The 24,069-nt window shown below is 57.3% G+C and carries 21 protein-coding genes; 10 read left to right on the forward strand and 11 right to left on the reverse strand.

Annotated features, from left to right (window positions below):
- Positions 1 to 18: 18 nt before the first annotated feature.
- From rpsD to bfr, 4 genes are all read left to right on the forward strand, one after another.
- Positions 19 to 639, forward strand: a complete 621-nt coding sequence (rpsD, locus tag LIX91_RS13865) for a 30S ribosomal protein S4 (protein ID WP_002555465.1) — start codon at positions 19 to 21, stop codon at positions 637 to 639.
- A gap of 22 nt (positions 640 to 661) precedes the next feature.
- Positions 662 to 1,663, forward strand: coding sequence for a DNA-directed RNA polymerase subunit alpha (locus LIX91_RS13870; RefSeq protein ID WP_002555464.1), 1,002 nt, complete (start codon positions 662 to 664; stop codon positions 1,661 to 1,663).
- A 41-nt stretch (positions 1,664 to 1,704) separates the two neighbouring features.
- Positions 1,705 to 2,091 carry a 50S ribosomal protein L17 gene (gene rplQ / locus LIX91_RS13875; protein ID WP_003317096.1) on the forward strand — a complete coding sequence of 129 codons (387 nt, stop codon included), beginning with the start codon at positions 1,705 to 1,707 and terminating at the stop codon, positions 2,089 to 2,091.
- A gap of 263 nt (positions 2,092 to 2,354) precedes the next feature.
- Entirely contained in the window at positions 2,355 to 2,819 is a 465-nt protein-coding gene (bfr, locus tag LIX91_RS13880; RefSeq protein ID WP_003317095.1) for a bacterioferritin, read from the forward strand.
- A gap of 94 nt (positions 2,820 to 2,913) precedes the next feature.
- Here bfr and uvrA read toward each other — a convergent pair whose 3' ends face one another.
- Positions 2,914 to 5,748 (reverse strand): excinuclease ABC subunit UvrA, encoded by a 2,835-nt coding sequence (gene uvrA / locus LIX91_RS13885; RefSeq protein WP_003317094.1) that lies wholly within the window; start codon positions 5,746 to 5,748, stop codon positions 2,914 to 2,916.
- A 129-nt stretch (positions 5,749 to 5,877) separates the two neighbouring features.
- Here uvrA and LIX91_RS13890 point away from each other — a divergent pair, with 129 nt between their 5' ends.
- Together LIX91_RS13890 and LIX91_RS13895 are read left to right on the forward strand one after the other, a co-directional pair.
- Positions 5,878 to 7,272, forward strand: coding sequence for an MFS transporter (locus LIX91_RS13890; protein ID WP_103690068.1), 1,395 nt, complete (start codon positions 5,878 to 5,880; stop codon positions 7,270 to 7,272).
- A gap of 9 nt (positions 7,273 to 7,281) precedes the next feature.
- Positions 7,282 to 7,851 (forward strand): single-stranded DNA-binding protein, encoded by a 570-nt coding sequence (locus LIX91_RS13895; RefSeq protein WP_003426596.1) that lies wholly within the window; start codon positions 7,282 to 7,284, stop codon positions 7,849 to 7,851.
- A 128-nt stretch (positions 7,852 to 7,979) separates the two neighbouring features.
- On the opposite strand, the gene LIX91_RS13900 is transcribed toward LIX91_RS13895, so the two are convergent.
- The 7 genes from LIX91_RS13900 to LIX91_RS13930 are packed head-to-tail and all read right to left on the reverse strand — an operon-like array spanning position 7,980 to position 14,799.
- Positions 7,980 to 9,092 (reverse strand): endo-1,4-beta-xylanase, encoded by a 1,113-nt coding sequence (locus LIX91_RS13900; protein WP_226488635.1) that lies wholly within the window; start codon positions 9,090 to 9,092, stop codon positions 7,980 to 7,982.
- Positions 9,092 to 9,835, reverse strand: coding sequence for an inositol monophosphatase family protein (locus LIX91_RS13905; protein WP_003317091.1), 744 nt, complete (start codon positions 9,833 to 9,835; stop codon positions 9,092 to 9,094). The genes LIX91_RS13900 and LIX91_RS13905 overlap by 1 nt, the downstream gene beginning before the upstream one ends.
- The gene (locus LIX91_RS13910; RefSeq protein ID WP_046235107.1) at positions 9,832 to 10,593 is read right to left on the reverse strand and encodes a glycerophosphoryl diester phosphodiesterase; all 762 of its coding nucleotides are present in this window, start codon (positions 10,591 to 10,593) and stop codon (positions 9,832 to 9,834) included. The genes LIX91_RS13905 and LIX91_RS13910 overlap by 4 nt, the downstream gene beginning before the upstream one ends.
- A gap of 6 nt (positions 10,594 to 10,599) precedes the next feature.
- Positions 10,600 to 11,706: an ABC transporter ATP-binding protein gene (locus LIX91_RS13915; protein ID WP_226488636.1), complete on the reverse strand. Its 1,107-nt coding sequence runs from the start codon at positions 11,704 to 11,706 to the stop codon at positions 10,600 to 10,602.
- Entirely contained in the window at positions 11,703 to 12,596 is an 894-nt protein-coding gene (locus LIX91_RS13920; RefSeq protein WP_057406092.1) for an ABC transporter permease subunit, read from the reverse strand. Before LIX91_RS13920 ends, LIX91_RS13915 begins: the two co-directional genes overlap by 4 nt.
- Entirely contained in the window at positions 12,593 to 13,486 is an 894-nt protein-coding gene (locus tag LIX91_RS13925) for a carbohydrate ABC transporter permease (RefSeq protein ID WP_003419592.1), read from the reverse strand. The genes LIX91_RS13920 and LIX91_RS13925 overlap by 4 nt, the downstream gene beginning before the upstream one ends.
- Positions 13,483 to 14,799, reverse strand: a complete 1,317-nt coding sequence (locus LIX91_RS13930; RefSeq protein WP_226488637.1) for an extracellular solute-binding protein — start codon at positions 14,797 to 14,799, stop codon at positions 13,483 to 13,485. Before LIX91_RS13930 ends, LIX91_RS13925 begins: the two co-directional genes overlap by 4 nt.
- Positions 14,800 to 14,964: 165 nt before the next feature.
- Between LIX91_RS13930 and LIX91_RS13935 the strand changes: the two genes are divergently transcribed.
- A complete protein-coding gene (locus LIX91_RS13935; protein WP_226488638.1) occupies positions 14,965 to 16,095 on the forward strand; it encodes an ROK family transcriptional regulator in 1,131 nt (376 codons plus the stop codon).
- 73 nt (positions 16,096 to 16,168) lie between these two features.
- Here LIX91_RS13935 and LIX91_RS13940 read toward each other — a convergent pair whose 3' ends face one another.
- Positions 16,169 to 17,056 (reverse strand): serine hydrolase domain-containing protein, encoded by an 888-nt coding sequence (locus LIX91_RS13940; RefSeq protein WP_226488639.1) that lies wholly within the window; start codon positions 17,054 to 17,056, stop codon positions 16,169 to 16,171.
- A gap of 312 nt (positions 17,057 to 17,368) precedes the next feature.
- Between LIX91_RS13940 and LIX91_RS13945 the strand changes: the two genes are divergently transcribed.
- The 3 genes from LIX91_RS13945 to LIX91_RS13955 all read left to right on the forward strand — a co-directional run bounded on the left by LIX91_RS13945 (position 17,369) and on the right by LIX91_RS13955 (position 22,923).
- Positions 17,369 to 18,190, forward strand: coding sequence for a phosphate/phosphite/phosphonate ABC transporter substrate-binding protein (locus LIX91_RS13945; RefSeq protein WP_003419586.1), 822 nt, complete (start codon positions 17,369 to 17,371; stop codon positions 18,188 to 18,190).
- 31 nt (positions 18,191 to 18,221) lie between these two features.
- The gene (locus tag LIX91_RS13950; protein WP_226488640.1) at positions 18,222 to 21,140 is read left to right on the forward strand and encodes a putative bifunctional diguanylate cyclase/phosphodiesterase; all 2,919 of its coding nucleotides are present in this window, start codon (positions 18,222 to 18,224) and stop codon (positions 21,138 to 21,140) included.
- A gap of 271 nt (positions 21,141 to 21,411) precedes the next feature.
- A complete protein-coding gene (locus tag LIX91_RS13955; protein WP_226488641.1) occupies positions 21,412 to 22,923 on the forward strand; it encodes a Fic family protein in 1,512 nt (503 codons plus the stop codon).
- Here LIX91_RS13955 and LIX91_RS13960 read toward each other — a convergent pair.
- Positions 22,916 to 23,566, reverse strand: coding sequence for an FMN-dependent NADH-azoreductase (locus LIX91_RS13960; RefSeq protein WP_103690077.1), 651 nt, complete (start codon positions 23,564 to 23,566; stop codon positions 22,916 to 22,918). The two genes, LIX91_RS13955 and LIX91_RS13960, sit on opposite strands and share 8 nt — an antisense overlap.
- A gap of 97 nt (positions 23,567 to 23,663) precedes the next feature.
- Positions 23,664 to 23,903: a hypothetical protein gene (locus LIX91_RS13965; protein WP_003317071.1), complete on the reverse strand. Its 240-nt coding sequence runs from the start codon at positions 23,901 to 23,903 to the stop codon at positions 23,664 to 23,666.
- Positions 23,904 to 24,069: the final 166 nt, after the last annotated feature.

Genomic DNA, 24,069 nt, shown 5'->3' on the forward strand with positions numbered 1-24,069 from the left:
TCCAGGAGACTGTAAGAAATGGCTCGTTACATTGGTCCAAAATGCAAACTTGCTCGTCGTGAAGGCACCGATCTCTTTCTGAAGAGCGGCGTTCGCGCTATCGAATCCAAGTGCAACATCGAAGCAGCTCCAGGTATCCACGGCCAACGTCGTGGTCGCCAGTCCGATTACGGTACTCAGCTGCGTGAAAAGCAAAAAGTCCGTCGTATCTACGGCGTTCTCGAGCGTCAGTTCAGCGGCTACTACAAAGAAGCCGCCGGCAAGAAAGGTGCAACAGGCGAGAACCTGCTGCAACTGCTCGAATGCCGTCTGGACAACGTTGTATACCGCATGGGCTTCGGCTCGACGCGTGCCGAATCCCGTCAATTGGTTTCGCACAAGTCGGTCAGCGTAAACGGCAAAACCGTTAACGTTCCTTCTTATCAGGTTCGTGCTGGCGACGTTGTTGCTATCCGCGAAAAAGCTAAGAATCAGCTGCGTATTGTCCAGGCTCTCGATCTGTGTGCCCAACGTGGCCGCGTAGAATGGGTAGAAGTAGACACTGAGAAGAAATCGGGCGTTTTCAAGAACGTTCCAGCTCGCAGTGATCTATCCGCCGACATCAACGAAAGCCTGATTGTCGAGCTCTACTCCAAGTAAGGGCTAGAAAATAGGTGCATCCATGCAGATTTCGGTAAATGAGTTCCTGACACCCCGCCACATTGATGTGCAGGTTGTCAGTCCAACCCGCGCCAAAATCACTCTCGAGCCTCTCGAGCGTGGTTTCGGCCATACCCTGGGCAACGCGCTTCGCCGCATTTTGTTGTCCTCCATGCCCGGCTGTGCAGTAGTCGAGGCCGAGATTGACGGTGTACTCCATGAGTACAGCGCCATCGAAGGTGTACAGGAAGACGTCATTGAAATCCTGTTGAACCTTAAAGGTCTGGCTATCAAGCTGCACGGTCGAGACGAAGTTACGCTGACCTTGTCGAAGAAGGGTTCGGGGGTGGTTACCGCTGCCGATATTCAGCTGGATCATGATGTCGAGATCGTTAACCCCGATCACGTAATCGCTAACCTGGCGTCTAACGGCGTCTTGAACATGAAGCTCACCGTAGCTCGTGGTCGTGGTTATGAGCCGGCAGACTCGCGTCAAAGCGATGAAGACGAAAGCCGCAGCATTGGTCGCTTGCAGCTTGACTCTTCGTTCAGCCCGGTTCGCCGTATCGCATACGTGGTGGAAAACGCCCGTGTCGAACAGCGTACTAACCTGGACAAGCTGGTTATTGATCTGGAAACCAACGGTACTCTGGACCCTGAAGAGGCTATCCGTCGCGCTGCAACCATCCTGCAACAGCAGTTGGCTGCGTTCGTGGACCTCAAAGGCGACAGCGAACCAGTGGTAATCGAACAGGAAGACGAGATCGATCCGATCCTGCTTCGTCCGGTTGACGATTTGGAACTGACCGTGCGTTCGGCCAACTGCCTTAAGGCGGAGAACATCTACTACATCGGCGATCTGATTCAGCGCACCGAAGTAGAGCTGTTGAAGACTCCGAACCTGGGCAAGAAATCCTTGACCGAGATCAAGGACGTTCTGGCTTCTCGTGGTCTCTCCCTCGGCATGCGCCTCGACAACTGGCCGCCGGCAAGTCTTAAGAAGGACGACAAGGCTACGGCCTGATCGTCGTAATCACCGAACGCGAGTTTGGTAAGGAATGAACCATGCGTCATCGTAAAAGTGGACGTCACCTGAGCCGTACCAGCTCTCACCGCAAAGCCATGTTTCAAAACATGGCGGTGTCGCTGTTCGAGCACGAGCTGATCAAAACTACCCTGCCGAAAGCCAAGGAACTGCGCCGCGTTGCCGAGCCGCTGATCACCCTGGCCAAGGAAGACAGCGTTGCCAACCGTCGTCTGGCTTTCGACCGTACTCGTTCGAAAGAAATCGTCGGCAAACTGTTCAACGATCTGGGCAAGCGCTATGCAACCCGTCAGGGCGGCTACCTGCGCATCCTCAAGTGCGGTTTCCGCGCTGGCGACAACGCGCCAATGGCGTACGTCGAGCTGGTTGATCGTCCTATCGGTGGCTCTGTAGAAGCTGCTGAATAAGACATCAGTTTGAACATGAAACCGGGCCTAGTGCCCGGTTTTTTGTTGCTCGCGATTCTGGCAGGCTAAACCAGGGTGTTAATCAGCATACGTTGAATTGTCGGGCTGACTCGAAGTGAGAAACAGAACCGCCCTCATTTGGGCGGTTTTTCGCTTCTTAACGGCGTAATTTCGCCACTTTTCGTCGGTTTATTGCGTTTTTCTCAGTGACCTCGCGCGGCGCTTGGTTCAAACTATCGGCTTTGAAGCAGGAGTCTGGTGCGATGCAAGGCCACCCGGAAGTAATCGATTATCTCAACACGTTGCTCACGGGCGAACTGGCAGCTCGTGACCAATATTTCGTTCACTCACGCATGTACGAAGACTGGGGCTTTTCGAAGCTCTATGAACGTATCAATCATGAGATGGAAGAAGAGGCGCAACACGCTGATGCGCTGATGCGCCGTATCCTCATGCTCGAAGGCACGCCGCGCATGCGCCCGGACGACCTCGATGTCGGCACCACAGTGCCTGAGATGCTCGCCAGCGACCTGCGTCTCGAATACAAGGTACGTGCTGCCCTGTGCAAGGGTATCGAGCTCTGTGAGCTGCACAGCGACTACGTGACCCGCGAAATCCTGCGCGTACAGTTGGCTGATACGGAAGAAGACCATACCTACTGGCTCGAACAGCAGATGGGGCTGATCAAGTCCATCGGCTTGCAGAACTACCTGCAATCGCAGTTCTGATTCAGCCGCTCATAAAAAAGCTCCTGCACTTGCGTGACAGGAGCTTTTTTGTATCCGGGTTCGACTGATGCCGAACCCGTTTTCATCACACGTGTCAGGCTTTGTCTCTGGTCAACAGAGGTTTCAGGTAATGACCGGTGTAGGACTGTTCCATCTCGGCGACCTGTTCAGGTGTGCCCGTCGCAATGATCTGCCCACCTCTCGACCCGCCTTCCGGACCCAGATCCACCAGCCAGTCGGCCGTCTTGATCACATCCAGGTTGTGCTCGATCACCACCACGGTATTACCGTGGTCGCGTAGGCGATGCAATACGTCCAGCAACTGCTGAATATCCGCGAAGTGCAGACCGGTAGTCGGCTCATCGAGGATGTACAGCGTCTTGCCAGTGTCGCGCTTGGACAGCTCACGCGACAGCTTGACCCGCTGCGCTTCACCGCCTGACAAGGTCGTTGCCGATTGCCCCAGCTTGATATAGGAAAGCCCTACATCCATCAGGGTTTGCAGCTTGCGCGCCAGTGCCGGAACGGCGTCGAAGAACTCACGCGCTTCCTCGATGGTCATTTCCAGTACTTCGTGGATGTTCTTGCCCTTGTACTTGACCTCAAGCGTTTCACGGTTGTAACGCTTGCTCTTGCACACATCGCATGGCACGTAGATGTCTGGCAAAAAGTGCATCTCGACCTTGATCAGCCCGTCACCCTGGCACGCCTCGCAGCGGCCGCCTTTGACGTTGAACGAGAACCGCCCCGGACCGTAGCCCCGCGAGCGTGATTCCGGAACCCCGGCGAACAGCTCGCGAATCGGCGTGAACAGCCCGGTATAGGTCGCCGGATTGGAGCGCGGCGTACGACCGATAGGGCTCTGGTCGATGTCCACCACCTTATCCAGGTGCTGCAGGCCATTGATGCTGTCGTGCGTAGCCGCTTCCAGCGTCGTGGCGCCGTTCAGTGCCGTAGCGCTCAGCGGGAACAGCGTGTTGTTGATCAGCGTCGACTTGCCCGATCCGGACACACCCGTCACGCAGGTCAGCAGACCGATCGGGATTTCCAGGTTGACGTTTTGCAGGTTATTGCCACGCGCGCCCTTGAGGGTCAGCGAAAGCTTTTTGTTACGCGGGGTGCGCTTGGCAGGAACGGCAATCTTCACGCGCCCCGACAGGTATTTGCCGGTCAGCGAGTCGGGGTGCGACATCACTTCGTCCGGCGTACCTTCGGCAACGATATGACCACCATGCACGCCGGCACCCGGGCCAATGTCGACCACGTAGTCGGCCAGGCGAATCGCATCTTCATCGTGCTCGACCACAATCACTGTATTGCCGATGTCGCGCAGGTGCTTGAGTGTGCCCAGTAAACGATCGTTGTCGCGCTGGTGCAGACCGATGGACGGCTCATCGAGGATGTACATCACCCCGACCAGGCCCGCACCGATCTGGCTGGCCAGACGGATACGCTGTGCTTCGCCGCCGGACAGGGTGTCCGCGCTACGATCCAGGGTCAGGTAGTCCAGGCCCACGTTGACCAGAAACTGCAGACGCTCACGAATTTCCTTGAGAATCTTGTCGGCGATCTCGCCACGTCGTCCGGTCAGCTTGAGCGTTTCGAAGTAATGCGTCGCGTCGCCAATCGGCAGATTGGTGACTGCAGGCAGAGTCTTTTCACCCACCCACACGTGGCGCGCTTCACGACGCAGACGAGTGCCTCGGCAGTCAGGGCAGGGCTGCGTGCCCAGGAACTTGGCGAGCTCTTCGCGGACTGTGGCCGATTCGGTTTCCCGATAGCGACGCTCCAGATTCGGCACGATGCCTTCGAACGGGTGCGCGCGCTTGACGATATCGCCGCGGTCATTCAGGTAGCGGAAGTCGACACTCTGCGAGCCACTGCCGTTGAGCAGAATCTTCTGCATGTCGGCCGGGATCTGCTTGAACGGCATTTCCAGGCTGAAGCCATAGTGCTTGGAAAGCGAGCCGAGCATCTGGAAGTAATAGACGTTACGCCTGTCCCAGCCTCGTATCGCGCCTTCGGCAAGCGTCAGTTCAGCGTTCACCAGCCGCTTGATATCAAAGAACTGCTTCACGCCCAGGCCGTCACAGGTCGGGCAGGCGCCAGCCGGGTTGTTGAAGGAGAACAGCTTCGGCTCCAGCTCGCTGATCGCATGGCCACAGATCGGGCAAGCGAAGCGGGCGGAGAAAATCACTTCCTCGCCCGGCTCGTCGTCCATCGGCGCAACCAGGGCGATACCGTCGGCCAGCTTCAGGGCGGTCTCGAAGGACTCGGCCAGACGCTGCTGCAGGTCGGCGCGGACCTTGAAACGGTCCACGACCACATCGATCGAGTGCTTCTTCTGCTTGTCCAGCTTCGGCAGCTCATCCAGCTCGCACAGCTTGCCGTTGACTCGCGCCCGGACAAAGCCCTGCGCGCGCAGCTCTTCAAAAACCGAAAGATGCTCACCCTTGCGCTCGCGGATGACCGGCGCAAGCAGCATCAATTTGCTGCCCTCCGGCTGGGTCAGCACCAAGTCGACCATCTGGCTGACCGTCTGGGCTTCCAGCGGGATGTCGTGGTCCGGGCAGCGAGGCTGGCCGACACGCGCATATAAAAGACGCAGGTAATCGTAAATTTCGGTGATCGTACCCACGGTCGAGCGCGGGTTATGTGAAGTAGACTTCTGCTCGATGGAAATCGCCGGCGACAGACCTTCGATCGTGTCGACGTCCGGTTTTTCCATCATCGACAGGAACTGGCGGGCATAGGCCGACAGCGATTCGACATAGCGGCGTTGCCCTTCGGCGTACAGCGTATCGAAAGCCAGCGAAGACTTGCCTGAGCCGGAGAGTCCGGTGATAACGATCAGTTTGTCGCGGGGAAGTGTCAGGTCAATATTTTTCAGGTTGTGGGTTCGTGCCCCACGTATCAGGATCTTGTCCACTGCGGCCTCGCTTGGCGGGCATAAACGACGGAGTATACGGCTCCGAGCCATCACGCGGCAAAGCGTCGCGTATGTGCTGTACAACGATGGGACTGGTAGAATCGCCGCCGGTTCACACGAGGTTATTCCATGCACGATACCCACAGCGAGCGTATGAGTAGCGGCGAGACCCGCGCAGCAGGCGGTCTGGCCCTGGTGTTCGCGTTCCGCATGCTTGGCATGTTCATGGTCTTGCCGGTTCTGGCAACCTACGGCATGGACCTGGCAGGCGCGAGCCCTGCACTGATCGGTCTGGCGATTGGCGCCTACGGCCTGACCCAGGCGGTGTTGCAGATACCGTTCGGGGTCATTTCCGACCGTATCGGCCGGCGACCGGTCATTTATTTCGGCCTGATCATCTTTGCGATCGGCAGCGTGGTGGCGGCGAACGCGGATTCGATCTGGGGAATCATTGCCGGACGCATCCTGCAGGGGGCTGGCGCTATTTCCGCGGCAGTCATGGCGCTGCTCTCCGACCTGACCCGCGAACAACACCGCACCAAGGCCATGGCCATGATCGGCATGACCATCGGCCTGTCGTTCGCCATCGCCATGGTCGTCGGCCCGGTGATTACTGGCATGTTCGGGCTTTCCGGATTGTTCCTGGCCACCGGCGGCATGGCCTTGATAGGCGTTCTCATCGTCGCCTACGTGGTGCCCAAGGCCAGCGGGGCATTAATGCACCGCGAGTCCGGCGTCGCCAAACAGGCACTGGGGGCGACGTTGCGTCATCCGGACCTGCTGCGCCTGGATTTGGGTATCTTCGTGTTGCATGCGATGCTCATGTCCAGCTTCGTGGCCTTGCCGCTGGCGCTGGTCGAAAAAGCCGGTTTGCCCAAGGAACAACACTGGTGGGTCTACCTGACCGCCTTGCTGGTTTCTTTCTTCGCGATGATCCCGTTCATCATCTATGGCGAGAAGAAACGTCAAATGAAGCGCGTTCTGCTGGGCGCCGTCACAGTTTTGATGCTGGCTGAGCTATTCTTCTGGGCATACGGGGACACGTTGCGGGCACTGGTCATCGGGACAGTGGTATTCTTCACCGCGTTCAACCTGCTGGAAGCGTCGTTGCCGTCGCTGATCAGCAAGGTTTCACCGGCCGGCGGAAAAGGCACGGCAATGGGAGTTTATTCCACCAGCCAGTTTCTTGGATCGGCCGCAGGTGGGATACTGGGCGGCTGGTTGTTCCAGCACGGTGGGCTCGATGTGGTGTTCCTGGGTGGTGCAGCCATGGCCGCCGTCTGGCTCGCCTTCGCAGTGACCATGCGAGAACCGCCTTACGTGACCAGCCTACGTCTGCCGTTGTCGCCGCAGGCGCAGCGTGAAGCAGGCCTGGCAGAGCGTTTGATGTCCGTAACAGGCGTGACAGATGCAGTGGTGGTTGCGGAAGAGGCAGCCATCTACATAAAACTCGACACAAAATTATTGGATCGTGCCTCTCTTGAAAAGCTGGTCAATCCAGCTTCAGAAGCGTGCGAAGCCTAGGAGAACGTTATGGCCCGTGGGGTTAACAAAGTCATATTGGTCGGTACATGCGGCCAGGATCCCGAAGTTCGCTACTTGCCTAACGGTAACGCCGTGACCAACCTGAGTCTGGCAACCAGCGAACAGTGGACTGACAAGCAGTCCGGTCAGAAAGTCGAAAAGACCGAATGGCACCGTGTATCGATGTTCGGCAAAGTCGCCGAAATCGCCGGCGAATACCTGCGCAAGGGTTCGCAGGTGTACATCGAAGGCAAGCTGCAGACCCGCGAGTGGGAAAAAGACGGCATCAAGCGCTACACCACTGAAATCGTCGTCGACATGCAGGGCACCATGCAACTGCTGGGCGGCCGTCCACAGGGCGACGCTCAACAAGGTCAGGGCGGTGGTGGCAACTACAACCAGTCCGCACCTCGTCCACAGCAGTCGCGCCCACAACAGTCGGCGCCGCAGCAATCTGCACCTCAGCAGAACTACAACCAGCAGCCGCCACAACAGCGCGACTCGCGCCCAGCGCCGCAACAACAAGCGCCGCAGCCAGCTGCTGACTTTGATAGCTTTGATGATGATATTCCGTTCTAAGATATAGCTGGAACCTGCTGTTCAGTTCCAGAACCGGAGCCCCCGTTTATCGGGGGCTTCGTCGTTTTCAGGCGTCAGAAAGCGCTGAACCACTCCGGCTGCACGGCTGACGTGAAGCCGCTGAGCCTCTAAAGCCGCGTATCCTTCTGCATTTGCGCGTTTTCGAAACAATGCTCAACCACCCAACTCGCAGGCTTCACCTCACCCCGCTGCCCGAAAACCAATGCCCGTTGTGCCAACGGCTCGTTGCTGACCGTGGCGCCGGCAACATGCGGGCTGTCCCAAACGCCCCACGTAATAACGGTAGACACCGAGCGCGTGGCAAGCACCACGTCGAGATACCGCTTATAAGTCGCTGCAACTGATCCATCACGATCTGCGATGGACCCAGTCAAATGGATGTCGTCGACGTCGAGTTCCGTGATGTGGATCGACAATCCCATATCACGCACTGCCAGAATAAAGCGAGACAGGCCCGGACCAAATGTGTCGGCTGCACGCAGGTGGGACTGAATGCCGAGGCCGTTTATCGGAATGTCCCGCTGCTTGAGCCCACGCAGCAGGGCGAGCACGGCAGTGCGTCGGCTTTCGCCGTAATGGGTATCCTTTTCCAGGCCGTAATCGTTGTAGCAGAGCAGGGCGTCCGGGTCGGCCTTGTGCGCAGCCTTGAAGGCTATGTCCAGATAGCGAGGCCCGAGCATCTGATACCAGAATGAATTGCGCAGCCCGTCAGGCTGGCCGTCCTCCAACTGGATGGCTTCGTTGACGACGTCCCATGCGCTGATGAGGCCACGATAATGGCTGGCGACGGTACTGATGTGCGCCGTCAGCACTGCTTCGGCGTTCATCGGGGTGACGGTGTGGTGAACCCAGTCGGGTAAAGAGCGATGCCAGCAGAAGGTGTGCCCGCGCATACGCTGGTCATGCGCTTTGGCAAACGCCGCGATTGCGTCGGTGGGCGCGAAGTTGTAACGCTCTGGTTCGGGGTGGACGGTCTGCCACTTCAAGGCATTTTCCGGGACCAGGATGCTGGCCTGAAGGGCGACCAGTTGCCGATAGGCCTCATCGCCATTCAGCTTTGTCGGATCAACTGCAAAGCCGAACCGTATGCCTTTCTCGGCTGCATGCTGGCGCAATGCGGTAAAGGGTTCTGCCGCCAGCAGCCTGCTGTTGACGAAGGGCAGGCACGCCAGCAGTCGGACAAACGCAGTCAGAAAACTGCGTCGACTAGCCCGGCGCATTACGCACCAAAAATCCCCATCAACTCCTCACGGCCTACCATCACCGTCATCGAGCCTTGTTTCTGCTCGCCCTCAATCGTGCACAACAACCCGGCCTCCCGGCAGATCACAGCGCCCGCTGCGATGTCCCACAGGCTGGTGAATTTCTCCATGTAGCCATCCGTCTGCCCCAAAGCGGCGAACGCCAGGCCGATGGTGGCGCAGCGATAACCAGCAAGGCCCCAGCCCTGTCGGCGCAGGCTCAGGTGCAGTTTGCCCATCTCTTCGGCATCCCAGCGGGTGTTTTCGCCGACGCCAGCGATGCGCAGGTGCTCGGGTGGTTGAGGGCGGACAAAGGGGACGCCGTTGCGCAGCAAGCCATCGCCCGTACGGGCTGCCAGGGTGTAGCCCAGTGCAGGGTAGGCGACGACGCCGATTTCGGGTTCGCCTGCCGACATGTACGCCACCGCGATTCCCCACAATGGGGTGCCGCGCAGGTAGTTGCCGGTGCCGTCGATGGGGTCGATGACCCAGCCATCGGTGATGAATTCGCCGCCCATTTCTTCGCCGAGGATTGTATCGTCGGGGAAGTGTTTGCTCAGTTCTGCACGCAGTAGTTGTTCCACTTCAAAGTCGGCGCGGGAGACGAGGTCTTGCGCGCTTTTGGTGGTGATGTCGAGGGTGTGGCGGTCGTTAAAATACGCCATGGCCAGGCCAGTGGCCTTTTCTACGGCTTGCATCGCGACGCTGAGTCGGTTGTTCATTGCAGACAGCCTCCGTTCGGCAGGTTCAACAAGTCCGGGTAATCACTGAGAATCGACTGTGCGCCATGTTCCAGCAGGTAGTGCGCACGCTTCGGGCTGTTGATGGTAGCCACGGCGAATTCGACGCCGCTGCTTTTCAGGCGAACAAGGTGATGGTCATCGAGCATATCGTCAAGTACGTGGAGTATCCGGCAGTCATATTCGGCCAACAGCGCGACCGGGTCGGCAGGCGCCACCACGGAGGCGATAGCCAGTGGTACGTCGTTCCACAAGCGGCGGGCGGCCGTTAGCGAGCGCACCGAAAAGCTGGAGACGAACAACCGATCGTTGTCGGCAGGCCACAGATTTTTGAGGATCGGCATCACCACTTCCGCCGTCTCGACATCGTCGCCAATGGTCGGCTTGAGTTCGACCTGCAAACCCAGGTTCAGGCGCAGCGCACAGGCCACGATCTCTTCAAAAGTCGGGACCTGCAGGCCGGCGAATTCAGGCGCGAACCAACTGCCCGCGTCCAACATGCGGATAGCTTGCAGCTCATGCAGCACCACGGCGCCACGTCCGTTGGTGGTGCGGTCCAGCAAGTCGTCATGAATCACGACCGGCTGGCCATCACGGGTCAGCTTCACGTCGATCTCGACCCACTCGGCGCCGCATGCGGCAGCTTTTTCCAGGGCCAGCAGAGTGTTTTCCGGCACGTAAGCCTTGGCACCGCGATGGGCAATCAGGGACGAGCGGACGAGGGGAGCAGGTTTGAGCATGGCGGGTCACTTGGTGGTGTGGGAGAAAGTCACGAGCTGGCGTTGGCCGGTCTCGATATCGAACAGCAAAGGCGTGGAATTGATCGCGAGTCGAACCTGGGTGCCGGGTATCTGATGTTGTCGTCCGGCCACGCTGACAACGCAGCGAGTTCCAGCCAGTTGGCAATACAGCAGCGTGTGGCTACCCAGATTCTCCGATGACTCGACCGTGGCAGTGACGCCTTCCTGGTCGAGCAGGAAGGTTTCGGGGCGCAGGCCCATCAGCCATTTGCCGGTCCGGTTGCTGGCAATGCCGAGCTCAATGGGCAGGCGTTGACCGTCGGCCAGCATCAAAACCCTGTCGTCGAGGCAATGCACCGGCAGCAGGTTCATGGGCGGCGTGCCGATGAAGCTGGCGACGAAGGTGCTGGCGGGTTGATCGTAGATATCGGCGGGCGTGCCGATCTGCTCGACACGGCCTTTGTCGAGAATTACCACGCGCTCGGCGAGGGTCATGGCTTCGGTCTGATCGTGGGTGACATACAGGATCGTCGCGCCGGTCTGCCGGTGCAGGCTGCGAATCAACAGACGCATTTCATGACGCAGCGCGCTGTCCAGATTGCACAGCGGCTCATCGAACAGCAGCACCGGCGGTTTGCGGATCAACGCCCGACCGATGGCGACGCGCTGGCGCTGGCCGCCGGAAAGCTCTCCGGGCTTGCGTTGCAGCAGGTCCTCCAGGCCCAGTGACGCTGCGCACTCGCGGATGCGCTGCTCGCGCTCCTTGCGTGCAACCCGCGCCAGTTTGAGCGCGTAGCCGATGTTGTCAGCCACGCTCATGTGCGGGTAGAGCGCGTAGTTCTGAAACACCATGGCGCAACCGCGCTCCTTGGGCGGCAGGCGCGTAACGTCGCGGCCACCCATGAGAATCTGCCCTTGGCTTGCCTCTTCCAGCCCGGCCACCATGCGCAGCAGCGTGGACTTGCCACACCCGGACGGGCCAAGGATGACGTTGAGCTCGCCCGCCTTGAAAACCAGATCGAGCCCGTGAAGGATGGGCTCTGTGCCGTAGGTTTTATGCAGGCCCTTGAGGACAATATCCGGCGCGCAGATCATAGGGGTGAGCGCGTTCATTTACCGACTCCAATCAGGCCTTTGACAAACCATCGCTGCATGAGCGCAATGACGAGGATGGGCGGCAGCATGCTGACCACAGCAGCGGCCATCAGCAGGTTCCACTCGGGGACCTGGGTTGCATCGGTTGGCAGGAAGCTGGCGACGCCCAGCACCAGCGTGCGCATGTCCTCGCGGTTGGTTGCCACCAGCGGCCACAGGTAGTCCTTCCAGGCGCCGATGAACACCAGCGTGCCGAGCGCTGCAAAGTTGGTCTTCGACAGTGGTAGCAGGATGTCGATGAAAAACCGCCAGGGCCCGGCACCGTCCATGCGTGCGGCCTCGACCAGTTCAGCGGGCAGCGTCTGGTAGAACTGCCGAAACAGGAAGGTGCCGGTGGCCGAAGCAATCAGCGGCAGGGCGAGGCCGGGGTAACTGTCCAGCAAATTGATGGTCGGCAGCGGCAGCCATTGAATGCCCAGCCAGTGCAACAGGCTGCGTACGGGGGCGAGCAGATCGCTGGCCACCGAATACGTGGGGATGATCCTTACTTCCAGCGGCAGCAGCAGCGCGCCCAGCACGGCGAAGAAAATCACCGAACTGTAGCGGCTGCGAAAGTACACCACGGCAAAGGCCGTCAGCGCCGAGAGCGTGAGCTTGCCGATCACCACCAGCGTGGCGACCAGCAGGCTGTTGCCCAGCAGGCGCAGCAGATCGAGACGCCGGGTGACCTGCTGCAGATTCTCCAGCAGTTGGTCGCCGGGAATCACCGCCAGACCGTGGGCGAACAGTTGTGGATTGCTGACGGTCGCCGAGCAGACCGCCATGTACAGCGGGCCCAGCGCGAACAACAGCCCCAGGATCAGCAACAGATAAGCGCCTGCGTTGAACAGCCGGTTATGCTCGATCATGCTTTCACCCCGCGGCGCTGGAAGCGCGACAGGAGTTTGAATTGAGCGACGCTCAGCGCCACCACCGCCAGCAGCATGAGCACTGACAGGGTTGATGAGCCTGCCAGATCCAGGCCCATGAAACCGTCGGTGTAAATCTTGTAGGCCAGCACATTGGTGGTGTCGCCAGGTCCGCCTTGGGTGAGGGTGTCGACCAGGCCGAAACTGTTCGACAGGCTTTCCAGCAGGTCGATGACAAACACGAACAGCAGATAGGGCGCGATCAGGGGCAGTTGTATGTCGAGCATGCGCCGCAAGGGACCTGCGCCATCCAGTGCAGCAGCGGCGAGGTAGTCGTCGGGCACCGATTTCAGGCTGGCGACCAGCATCACGAAGTTGAACGGCACCAGGCACCAGGCATACGCCACGATCAGCAACAGCATGCTCTGTATCGGGCTGGAGTAGGGCGCCCAGGTGCCGGGTGCAATCGCGTTGAGCCATGCGAAGATGCCCATCACCGGATTGGCCAGCACATGAAAGACGATACCGATGGTCGCGCCCGATACCGCGTAGGGCCAGATCAGCAGGTTGCGAAACACGGCGTTGCCGCGCAGTTTCAGTTCCAGGCACAGCGCAAGCACCAGCGCGATGAGGATCGAAAGCACGACGCTCGATAAGCTGAACACCAGCGTCGAGCCCAGCGACGCCAGCACGCCGGGGTCTTTCAGCACACGCCAATAGTTGCTCAGGCCAACGAAGATTTCATTACCGCCGAAGGGCGGCACCAGATGAAACGACCACCAGATGGCCTGGACCGCAGGCCAATAAAAAAACAGTCCGAGCGCCAGCAGTTGCGGCAGCGCGAACAGCAGCGCCAGACGTGGCTGTGGGAAATGCGCACGCGGTTTCATGGCGTTGCCTCGTTTGACTCATTGCTGGCCTGGGCCTGGTGCATCTGCTGAAACAGGTCCAGCAGCTGGTTGGCCCGCAGCGTCGTCTGGCGCAGGGCCAGATCGATGCTCTGGCGACCCGCGAGCGCGTTCTCCATTTCCTGTGACCAGATCAGGCGCATCAGCGTGATAAAACCGCAGCGCAAAGGCGCGGAGGAGTGACCGTCGATATCGTTCAGCACTGTCAGTCCGACCGTGATCGCCGATGGCTCGCTGGCAGCAGATTGCAAACGTGCAGCGCCAGCCTGAGTGACGGGCAGATAGCCTGTCCGTGCGCTGAACATCAACTGGTTGTCCGGTTGCAGCACGAACGCCAGGAATTCCGAAACCAGCCGATAATCCCTCACGGAATGCCCGCGCATCACCCACAGCGAGGAACCTCCGGGGACGTTGGCGCGTCGCTGGGTACCCGCGTAAATTGGCAGTGCCGTGACCTGGATATCGGATTCGGACGTGCTGTGCACAACATTCCACGCCCCGGTGGAGTCGATCAGCATGGCGCAGTCGTCGGTGGCAAACGCCAGTGCCTGCTGGCCGCTGCGGGTTGCATCCTCATGGGCCACCAGACCTTCACGGGTCCATTGCGCGAGGTCTTTCATAAGACGCAGATGGAGGCCTTCGTCGAATTGATAACGGTCACTGCCTGCGGAGCGAACAGCAACGGCGGTGCCTTGCGCTGCGCTGGTCTGCTCCAGCCAGATCCAGGGCGCAAACGCGCTGACGACGGGGCATTTCTGACCGTTTTTCTTCAGGGCCCGCAAGGCATCCGCGAAGGCTTCCCACGTGGCGGGTGGCTCGCTGATCCCGGCAGCGGCCAGCGCATTCCGGTGCGTGTAAAGCACGGCTGTTGACGCCGCAAAAGGCTGCGCCGCGAGGGTGCCGTGTTCGTCGGCGTAGTAGCGCCGCAAGGCTGGCAGAAAGGTGTCGTCGGGATAGGCCCTGTGATGATCGGCCATGACCGCCTCGACAGGTCGGGTGGCACCGCCCAAGAGCATGTCAGGCGTGGCGACGTCGTAAATCTCCACCAGTGCCGGACCTATGCCCGCCCGGTAAGCGGCGACGGTTTTCTGCAGCGTCTGCTCATAGCTGCCCTGGCGAATACAGTGCAGGCGATCACTTTCCTCGCGTTGCGCATTGAAGCTTCTGCACAAATCCGCGATGGCACTCCCGGCCGCACCACTGTGGCTGTACCAGAACTCGGCCGGTGCAGCGAAGGCGTGTGCAGCGAGCGACAGCAGGGCCAGCACGGAAAACGTCTTACGGATGGAAGGCATGAGGACACTCACAAGAACTCAATGCCATTTAATACAGGTTGTGTGTAGTATTTGTGACCTGCGCCACTTTTATTAAATTTTCATGATTGAAGTGTGCAATGGATGGTGGGCGATACACTGCTTCACACGCCGACTGTTTTAATCCTCCTATGATTTGAAGATTCCATGCCTCTCGACCTCGACACGCCACTTCATTCGCACCAACCGTTGAGCCTCAATGAACGCAAGTTGCTGGACATCCTTCGTCGTCGAGGCGCGATCACCCGTGCCACGGTTTCGACCGAGATGGACCTGGCTCAGCAGTCGGTGCACCGGCTCATCGAAGAACTGATCAGTCGTGGCCTGCTGCGCAGTGGCGAGCGCGTCAAAAACGGTCGCGGCCAACCCAGCCCGCGCATCGAACTGGTCAACGAAGCGGTGTATGCCATTGGTGTATCGATCAACACCGACTCGGCAGTAGTCTGCGTCGCCGATCTGGGCTGCAATGTGCTGGAACAAGTCACCCTGCGCACGCCGCCGTTAAGCCGCAACAGCACCCTGGATTCGCTGGAAAAGACCATCGAAGGCATGCTTCAGCGCAACGGCATCGAAGCGCAACGTGTTGTCGGCATGGGCTTCGCGATTGCCGGTTTTTTTCTCGAGAACCGCCAGATCAATGCGCCTGAACCGCTGCGCGACTGGTCATTGATGGACCTGCAACCGGTGCTGGAGGAACGCTTCGGCATGCCGGTCTGGCTGGAAAACAATGCCACCACCGCAGCCATCGGCGAAAGCCTGGTGGGCGTGGGTGCCTGGGCCAGCAACTTCATCTACCTGTCGTTCAACTTCGGTTTCGGCGCGGGCGTCGTCATCAACGGCAAACCGTATTTCGGCAGCCACGGCAACGCAGGCGAGATCACCCTCTACAACGACGAAGAATCGATAAACCGTCCGGCTTTGCGTTACTTGCTCGAAGACCTGCATCAGAACGGCGTGCAGGTCGACTCAATCGAAGACCTGCGCCTGCGCTTCGACCCCGACTGGCCCGGTGTGGATACCTGGCTGACACGCGTCAAGCCCACACTGGATCGCCTGGTCAACGCACTGGCCGGGTTGTTCGATCCGCAGGCCGTGGTGTTTGGCGGGCAATTACCGCCCGAATTGGGAAAACGCCTGATCGACGCGACGACCTTCTGGGGCACCCATCGCTACAACTCCCCGCCGCCTCGGCCGCAGTTATTGCTGAGCGAGACGAATGGCGATGCGGCGGCTCTGGGGGCGGCGTTGGTGCCGTTGAAAGAGCGGTTTTTTGTTTGATCGGTCGTCAGTATCGAGTCGAAGCAGGCATTCAACGCATGATGACATCTACGCCCAAAGCATTTTGACGCCTTCAGCCATTCTGTCGTAGAGCTTGCATCAGTTGCTCAACGACGATGGCTTCAACGGCACCTTCAGAGGAGTCCGCCTCAAAAGCAGCGCAGCAAGCCGATGCTTCACCGTCGCCGATGCGGTAGACAGCAATGACGCTGCCCGGCCCACAGCCTGTGTGCCCGGATAGAGAATGCCCACCGTCAATCGAACCTTGCATCAAGCCGAGGCTATAGCCCGGCGTGATCCATGGGCGCCCTGGAATCGGGCCGCCTAGTGTTCGTGCGGTCTGCATTTCCTTGAGCAAGCCCGCGCAGAGGAGCTCTGCACTGAGAAGTCGATCCAGAAACAGCGCTGCTTGTGAAATCGGACCGATCAACAAGCCGTGGTAAACCCAGGCGGGGTCATAATTCGAGGTACTTCCCAGATGGGTCGTTTGCATGTCGGCTCGCGTTCTAGCAAAGCGAACGTTCGAGATGCCCAAAGGGGCTAGCGCACGTTGAATCACTGCATCATCAAGCGTCAGATTGGTCAGCCGTTCAATGAGCCTGCCGATGAATAAGTAGCCGACGTTCGAGTAACGCCATCCGGTTCCGGGGCTGTATCGAAGTCGGGTACCGTCAAGACGTCGCATCATTTCATCTGCCGGCCAGGCGGGCTCACCGTTAGCAACGGCGGTGCGATACTCCGCAAGCTCTCCGTAGTCAGCCAGCCCTGCTTCATGCCGCAGCAACTGGCGTAACGTGAAAGGCTGATCGGAAATGGGGTCGTCCAACCCGATCAGTCCATCCTGTACCAACGAGAGAGCTGTCGCAGCCAGGACCGTTTTCGTAAAGCTCCACCAAGGGGCCATCAGCTCCAATCGGTCTGGCGTTTGTGGCTGACCATTTGACAAGAGTGAAATGAGCATTGGCTTCCCTGGAATGTTGAGCGGATCGACAGCCCGACAAGATATCTCAATTACTCTTCTTCGCCGGGGTAACGTCAGCCGTTTGTGCTGTGCTGAGCGACTGTTTTTGACAGAGAGCTGCCTGTGGCGGGGGCAGGCAGGTGTGTGGGCTGGCCATTAACATTTATTCATGCAATCGGTGCTTAAGATTCAAGGGGTGCGGCCGATTATACGATATTGCTGAGATTAAGTTGGCTCTAATCATCGTTGGGTAAGCCGTTATTGTACAGTCGGAGTTGACAAGTGAAGTTACGCCTAAGCTGCAAAGCTATCATGATCGCCCTGTCGTTTGCCTTGTCGAATGTGGCGGTTTCTGAAGAGCTTAAAGTGTACAACTTTTCGCCTGTCAATCAGTACAATCTTAATCTTTCAGCCAGTTTTTGGAATCCAATCATAAAGTATGTGTCTGAAAAAAGCGGCGTGAATCTCACGCTGAAATTAGGGCGAACGTCCTCTGATACAACGAGTTATGTGCTCGCACAAGAAGTTGATTTCGCTTTTACCAATCATCTTTTTAGTCCGGAACGCGACAAGATGGGCTGGAAGGTGTTTGGTCGCCGTGACGCGCCTGCGCTTGAGGGGCAAATCGTGGTGCCTGCCGACTCGCCAATTCAAAGCCTTTCGGAGCTGGAGGGCAAGGAAGTCGTGTATCCGGGACCGGAAGCGTTCATTGCTTATAAAGTCACAAGTTCGGAATTGGTCAAGAAGAAGATCAATACGTCTACTGTGTTCGCAGGAAACATGGACGGTGCTTTCAGCCAACTCCTCAGTGGTAAGGCTCAAGCGATGGGAGCCAATTCACAGCTGGTAAGCGGCTACACGGAGAGAGAAGGGAAGTCGTTCCGCGTCCTGTGGAGTTCGGCCTCGTTCAACGATTTGGCCCTCATGGCATCCCCTCGGGTTTCCAAAAAAGAACGTGATGCGGTCGCCAACGCATTTTTTAACATGCAAAACGATCCCGACGGTAGCAGGGTTCTTCGTGAGGCGACCGAGCTGGTCCATGCGCCGGCACCGATTACCTTCATTCCTGCGACGGAAGCGGATTATGCGTCCTATCGTGATTTTTATAATAGTTTGCCAGCAAACCTCAAGTAAATAATTTCAACTTTAGCTGGAGAGGCTGTTAATGAATTTCTTTAAAAGCCTGCTGCCCAAATCACTGACGTCGCGAATACTGGCGATGTTATCTGTTCTGATTCTGACTTTTTTGACGACGGGCCTGGGCCTGTTTTATAAAAATCAGCTGCTTCAGCATATTGAAGAGATTCAAGACACCGCTAACATGCTGATCGAGGTTGCCGCGCAAGCGGTAGAGGAGAGTGTCGTCATCGGCGATTACGACACCATCAAAAGAACCCTCGAAAAAACCCTGGCTCGCTCGCCGTTCAAGTCGGCCATGTTTATTGATCTGTCGGGTGGCGTCATTCGCCTTGAGGCCGCCAGTGCGCCGCTTGGAAGAGCGCCTGCATGGATAGAGTCTGAAGTCGCTGCACGATTATTCGATGTCAATCGTCCGATCACTATTGGCGGGAAAGATTATGGCGTGATGCGTCTGTCTTTTAATGCCGAGAGAATTGCTGCTGAGCTCTACAGTCTGGTGATCCAGGCGACACTCTTTGCAGTATTTTTCCTGCTGATAAGTTTAATGTTGATGGGGTTCATGATCAAGCGTTCGCTTGCCCACCTGGGCAAGCTTCACTCTTATGAGGCAGAAATCGCTTCAGGCGCAGTGGCAGCAGAAGCGATGTTGGTCGCTGATGCTCCCATGGAAATACAGGAGGCTATAAAAGCGGTAAACCGTACCGCCGCGAGTATGCGCAATCACTTTGGCCTGCGTATCGAATCGTTGATGAACACCTTGGTGCAGCATAAAAATGCCCTGGATGAGGTGTCGATCGTTTGCGAAGTGTCGGCCTCCGGACGTATCACCTACGTTAACGAACGATTCGTAACAAGCTCACAGCACTCGCGAGCCGAGCTTTTAGAGTTGACGATCGATGAAGTCTGGACCGGCATGTCTTCAGCCAATGAACCTTGGCAATGGGCACCTGAAAATGAGGTGTGGAACGGTGAGGTCAGGCTCTCAGGTCGTACCGGCAAGGTTGCATGGCATCGACGCACCGTCATACCTATTCTCGATGACCTGGGCGGCGTTGAAAAATATATCTGCATCGATATCGATATCACCGATCGAAAAGAGTTTGAGGTGGCGATTCTGGATAACTCCAGAAGGCAAAACCTGATCGCCTTGTTTGGTCAGCAGGCATTGACCGAGGAAAACGTCAGTGCTCTGGGTGAGCTGGCAGCGCTGACTGCGGCGCAAGGACTGAAATTGCGCAAGGCCGCTTTACGGGTCGTTGATCGAGTGAGTCATGAGCTCATCCTCACCGCAGAGGTTGGTTTCACCGACGTTGAAATCCGCAGTGGTTATCACAATGATTTTTTGAACGGCACTGCTGCTTCTGCCGGGTTTGTCATTAATGCTGATGCGCCTGATAACAGGTACACGCTGCTTCCTGATGAAGCAGTGGAGGCGTGCAGTATCAGGAGTGGCCTTGAGGTTGATATCTCTTGCAGGGAGGTTTTCACGGGCGTTCTTGGGGTGTATGCCAGCAGGAATTACCGCTTTACGCGTGAAGATGTCAGCTACCTTCAGACACTTGCCAACCTCTTGGCAGCCGCGCTCGAAAGGTATGACGCAAAGAACAAGCTAACCTACCTGGCCGAAAATGACTCGCTCACCCGTCTGCCTAATCGCTGGTTTCTCAGCAATTATCTGCGCGAGATAATCAGTCGGACCACGTCAGCGCCAGATGCAGTAAGCGTCATATTCATAGATTTGGATAGATTCAAAGCCGTGAATGACACCATGGGGCATTCGGTAGGCGATCAATTGCTTATCCAGGCAGGTCGACGCTTGAAAGACTGCATTGATGAGAACAGTGTGGTTGCGCGGTTGGGAGGCGATGAGTTTTCGATCGTCGTCACACACAACGTCTATTCCGAGAGCCTCATCAAATCGCTGGCGACCCAGGTTGTTGATGCGTTGGGTAAACCGTTCAACCTGAGCGGCCAGGATATATTTGTTTCAGCGAGTGTGGGCATCGCTAATTATCCGTTTGACGGGCGTGACACGGGCGTTATCTTGAAGAATGCAGATACCGCCATGTACCACGCGAAGAAAAGTGGTCGTAATAATTACAAGTTCTACAATGCCCGGATGAACGAAAGTTTAACCAGGCGCTTGCAAACTGAAACGCTGTTGCGGGGTGCGCTTGAGCGCGATGAGTTTATTCTGCATTTTCAGCCAAAGGTCAGCCTCACCGATGGCAGGATAAGTGGTCTGGAGGCCTTATTGCGCTGGAATCACCCGGAGCAAGGAATGATTTCTCCGGCCGATTTTATTCCTATTCTTGAGGACACTGGCCTGATCATTCCTGTCGGCGTGTGGGTGATCCAGAAAGTCTGTGAAACCCTGAAAAGCTGGGAAGAGAGTAATGTCAGGATGGTGCCGATCGCCATCAATCTGTCCGTCAGACAGCTTCAGGTAAAAGGCCTGGCTGAAACCGTCAAGCATGTCGTTGAAGCATACGGTATCAACCCCGCTCTTTTAGAGTTCGAACTGACCGAGTCGATGCTGATGATCGATCCCGAGTCGGCGGTTGAGATACTTCGAGATATAAAATCGTATGGCATAAGCCTTTCGGTCGACGATTTCGGAACGGGCTATTCCAGTTTGGCCTACCTGAAGCGATTTCCTCTTGATGCCCTCAAAATCGACAGGGCGTTCATCAAAGATATCACCAGCAATCATGAGGACGCCGCGATCACCAGGGCGGTAATCGTATTGGCGCACGAATTGGGTCTTAAAGTTATTGCAGAAGGCGTCGAAACAATCGACCAGTTAGAACTGCTCGTGACGTATGGCTGCGATCAAATGCAGGGTTATCTTTTCAGTAAGCCTGTCATCAGTGATGAGTGTGCCGCCATGATTAAATCGTCACGTAGTCTGGATATAGGCTTTTCTGAAAGTGGTGTAGCGTAACGTAGTATTGATCGCGCCTGCGACAGCGGTCATGGCAGGCCGCTGTACGCAGCGGCTGCTTTTGGTCGAAAGCACGTATTGGCAGGTAGCTGCATTTGATCAGCGATACGCATCAGACGAAACATTTCCGACCCACTGCTACCTGAGTCGAAACGAAGCAGTCTTCACAAAAAATCACCCACTCGTTCATGGTATGCACAGCGAGCTATAATTTTTTCCTCGAAAAGCGTGTAAATTATAATTTTCTCGTGACTCGTATAGGAAATTCTCCATGCAGCAACCCATTGAGCGAGCCGGGTATAGCTGGCTGATCAATGCACTGGATCTTCGCTGCGTGGCGCTTGATCATGAGTGTGTCATTGGCTCGCGGCCTGCGCGCTCACTGCCCGCTGGTGGCGTGAAGATAGAGGTCTTCACCAAGGGCTATGCCAGAGAGCATCGCCCCGTTGACCAGATGCTTTTTGCGCTCTCATACGAAGGGGTAAATATAGGCGTTCTGGAGCGCGCCTTTCAGAATCCGGGTGTTCGTAATGACCTGACTGCTGCAATCGCCGAGAAACCAGCCAGCGGCTATCTGCGCCGACTCTGGTACATCTGTGAACACATTGCAGGCCACCTGTTGCCTCTGCCCGACGCGGCTCAGAACATCCCCTATGAGCACCTGCTTCCACCGGATAAATATTTCACCGGCCCAGAGGTAATGTCGCGCAGACACCGTGTGCGGATGAATCTGTTGGGGACACCGAAGCTTTCGGCTCTTGTTACACGCCAGAGTCTGGCAGACGACAATCTTCTGAATGCACAAATAGTCGAGCGTATGCATGGCCAGATGGTCGACTTCTCAGTCAGCGAGATTGCTAGAGCAGCGCAGTACCTGCTGACGACCGAGACCCGCAGTTCATACGAGATTGAGCACGAACGCCCGGCGCCTGATCGAATCCTGCGCTTTGTGCGAGTGCTGGAACAGGCAGGCCAGCGCTCGCTTGATGAGGAGTTCCTGTTCGACGTCCATCGGATAGCTCTCGCTACGGGGCGTCCTGACCCTTCCATTGGTGCTTACAGGTATATGCAGAACTGGCTTGGCCGTGGGGATCTGATCCACCTCATCCCGCCAGCGCCGGAGAACGTTCCAGAGATGATGGAGGAGTGGTTCCTGATGCGTGAGCGCGTTATGCGCAGTAACGCGCCAGCGCTGGTTAAATTGAATGCGATTGCGCACAGCTTTATCTATATCCACCCTTTCATGGACGGCAACGGCCGTTTGTCCCGCTTCATCATGCAGGACATCCTGGCTAATGAAGGTGTCAAGCTGCAAGGCATTATCATGCCAATATCTGCTGGCCTTCTGGTCAATATCGAGACTTATATCGGCGCGCTTGATGCCCTGTCACGGCGGATACTCGGTGCTACGCAGTACCACAGGACGGACCTGGCCAGCGACCCTGAGCTGGATGAGGCGCACGATCATCTGTTCGCTCATCTGGATTTCACTGATTTGCAGGGCGAGGTCAACAAGAGCGCTGCGCGGGTTCTGGACGGGCTCATGCGCGACGAAGTTAACCATCTCGTTCGCCGTGACAGATTCAAAGAGCAAATGAATCGCGAACTTGATCTGTCCAACCGAGACCTTGAGCTTCTAATCGCGGTGATCTACGAGAACAGCGGACATGTCTCCAAGCGCAAGCGGACCGGGTTGTTCCAGCACCTGACGGATGAAGACATTGCTCTGGCGGAGAGTATTTACGCCGATCTGCATGCGCCTCAAGCGACGGGGTCTAAGTGACCCTGGCACCTTGTGGGTCAGAGTGGTCCGTGGCGAGCTTCGACGCTTCAGCCAGCGCTGCGTTAAAATTGGCCTCTGCCGTTGCGGGATCCGCGAGCGTTGCTTCCGATAGCACTGCATCGATGGCCGGGATGCCCACCATCCGTGCCCAGGTTCTGAGGTACGCGACCTGATGGTCGTAGGCTTCGGTGGGGAAGTCTTCCCCAAGCGCTACCCCACGTGAGGCGAACACCACCACTTTCTTGCCTTTGAGCAGACCACGCATGCCTTGGGCATCGAACTCGAACAGCACACCGCGCTGCGATACGGCGTCAATCAAGTGCTTAAGGCGGTAGGGAATACCGAAATTCCACATTGGCACACTGAAGAGGATGACGTCGGCTCGGTGGAAACGCTCGCCCAATGCGTGGATCTGCTTCCACACTGCCTGCTGCTCCGCGCTCATTTGCACACCCTGAAGGTCTGCGTACTTGGCGTTCAAGGCAGGACCGTCGAAGGGCAAAAGATCTATCGTCCACACGTCCAGAACGTCCACAGTGGATTCCGGATGAAGTGAGGTAAAAGTCTCAAGGTAGCGCGAGGCCAGTTTCAGGGAAACGGAGCGCTCGGCGCGGGGGGAGCTGGCGATATGAAGAATATGCATGGAATCATTCCTGTTGGGTACACCCGCAGAAGTTATCCAATTTAGTCTATGAGTTGACGCCGATGTTCCTTCTGGCTTATCGGCTTGAGAGCTGAGTCTACATCCTCAGCGCTATAGCCTCTGCCACAAGGCACTCCAGCGCAAACTGCTCGGTATAGGTCATCTGAATCGGCGTGGTCTCGCCCTTGACGGTCCGCTCGCCATCAAGGATGTAGCGAATGCGTTTGTCGGTCACACCGATGCGCTTGGCAATCCACGAAGGGGTTTGGCCGATGCGCGAGATCAGTTTGTCGGCATATTCGGTGGAGGGGTTATAGAGTTCTGCGTTGGGTGTCATGGTGTGTCCAGATAGAGGTCAGGCGCTATAGATGCGGGGGAGTATGCAGCACCGTGCGCTGTTCGTCGCCGTGGGGCTGGCAACCGACATATATTATGCAGCGACTGGCAGATTGCCTTCGCGAGCAAGCTCGCTCCCACAGAAGCCTGTCTTCGCGAGCAAGCGC

The sequence above is a fragment of the Pseudomonas sp. B20 genome (genome assembly GCF_020515755.1).
Taxonomy (GTDB): domain Bacteria; phylum Pseudomonadota; class Gammaproteobacteria; order Pseudomonadales; family Pseudomonadaceae; genus Aquipseudomonas; species Aquipseudomonas syringae.

Excerpts from the sequence above, each read along its gene's own strand:
- bfr (WP_003317095.1), top strand. The coding sequence starts at position 2,355 with ATGCAAGGCCACCCGGAAGTAATCGATTATCTCAACACGTTGCTCACG.
- LIX91_RS13910 (WP_046235107.1), bottom strand. The coding sequence starts at position 10,593 with ATGCTCAAACCTGCTCCCCTCGTCCGCTCGTCCCTGATTGCCCATCGC.
- LIX91_RS13945 (WP_003419586.1), top strand. The coding sequence starts at position 17,369 with ATGATCGCCCTGTCGTTTGCCTTGTCGAATGTGGCGGTTTCTGAAGAG.
- LIX91_RS13870 (WP_002555464.1), top strand. The coding sequence starts at position 662 with ATGCAGATTTCGGTAAATGAGTTCCTGACACCCCGCCACATTGATGTG.
- LIX91_RS13955 (WP_226488641.1), top strand. The coding sequence starts at position 21,412 with ATGCAGCAACCCATTGAGCGAGCCGGGTATAGCTGGCTGATCAATGCA.
- LIX91_RS13960 (WP_103690077.1), bottom strand. The coding sequence starts at position 23,566 with ATGCATATTCTTCATATCGCCAGCTCCCCCCGCGCCGAGCGCTCCGTT.
- LIX91_RS13890 (WP_103690068.1), top strand. The coding sequence starts at position 5,878 with ATGCACGATACCCACAGCGAGCGTATGAGTAGCGGCGAGACCCGCGCA.
- LIX91_RS13900 (WP_226488635.1), bottom strand. The coding sequence starts at position 9,092 with ATGCGCCGGGCTAGTCGACGCAGTTTTCTGACTGCGTTTGTCCGACTG.
- LIX91_RS13920 (WP_057406092.1), bottom strand. The coding sequence starts at position 12,596 with ATGATCGAGCATAACCGGCTGTTCAACGCAGGCGCTTATCTGTTGCTG.
- LIX91_RS13935 (WP_226488638.1), top strand. The coding sequence starts at position 14,965 with ATGCCTCTCGACCTCGACACGCCACTTCATTCGCACCAACCGTTGAGC.
- LIX91_RS13925 (WP_003419592.1), bottom strand. The coding sequence starts at position 13,486 with ATGAAACCGCGTGCGCATTTCCCACAGCCACGTCTGGCGCTGCTGTTC.
- LIX91_RS13940 (WP_226488639.1), bottom strand. The coding sequence starts at position 17,056 with ATGCTCATTTCACTCTTGTCAAATGGTCAGCCACAAACGCCAGACCGA.
- LIX91_RS13895 (WP_003426596.1), top strand. The coding sequence starts at position 7,282 with ATGGCCCGTGGGGTTAACAAAGTCATATTGGTCGGTACATGCGGCCAG.
- LIX91_RS13915 (WP_226488636.1), bottom strand. The coding sequence starts at position 11,706 with ATGAACGCGCTCACCCCTATGATCTGCGCGCCGGATATTGTCCTCAAG.
- LIX91_RS13905 (WP_003317091.1), bottom strand. The coding sequence starts at position 9,835 with ATGAACAACCGACTCAGCGTCGCGATGCAAGCCGTAGAAAAGGCCACT.
- rpsD (WP_002555465.1), top strand. The coding sequence starts at position 19 with ATGGCTCGTTACATTGGTCCAAAATGCAAACTTGCTCGTCGTGAAGGC.
- rplQ (WP_003317096.1), top strand. The coding sequence starts at position 1,705 with ATGCGTCATCGTAAAAGTGGACGTCACCTGAGCCGTACCAGCTCTCAC.
- LIX91_RS13930 (WP_226488637.1), bottom strand. The coding sequence starts at position 14,799 with ATGCCTTCCATCCGTAAGACGTTTTCCGTGCTGGCCCTGCTGTCGCTC.
- LIX91_RS13950 (WP_226488640.1), top strand. The coding sequence starts at position 18,222 with ATGAATTTCTTTAAAAGCCTGCTGCCCAAATCACTGACGTCGCGAATA.
- LIX91_RS13965 (WP_003317071.1), bottom strand. The coding sequence starts at position 23,903 with ATGACACCCAACGCAGAACTCTATAACCCCTCCACCGAATATGCCGAC.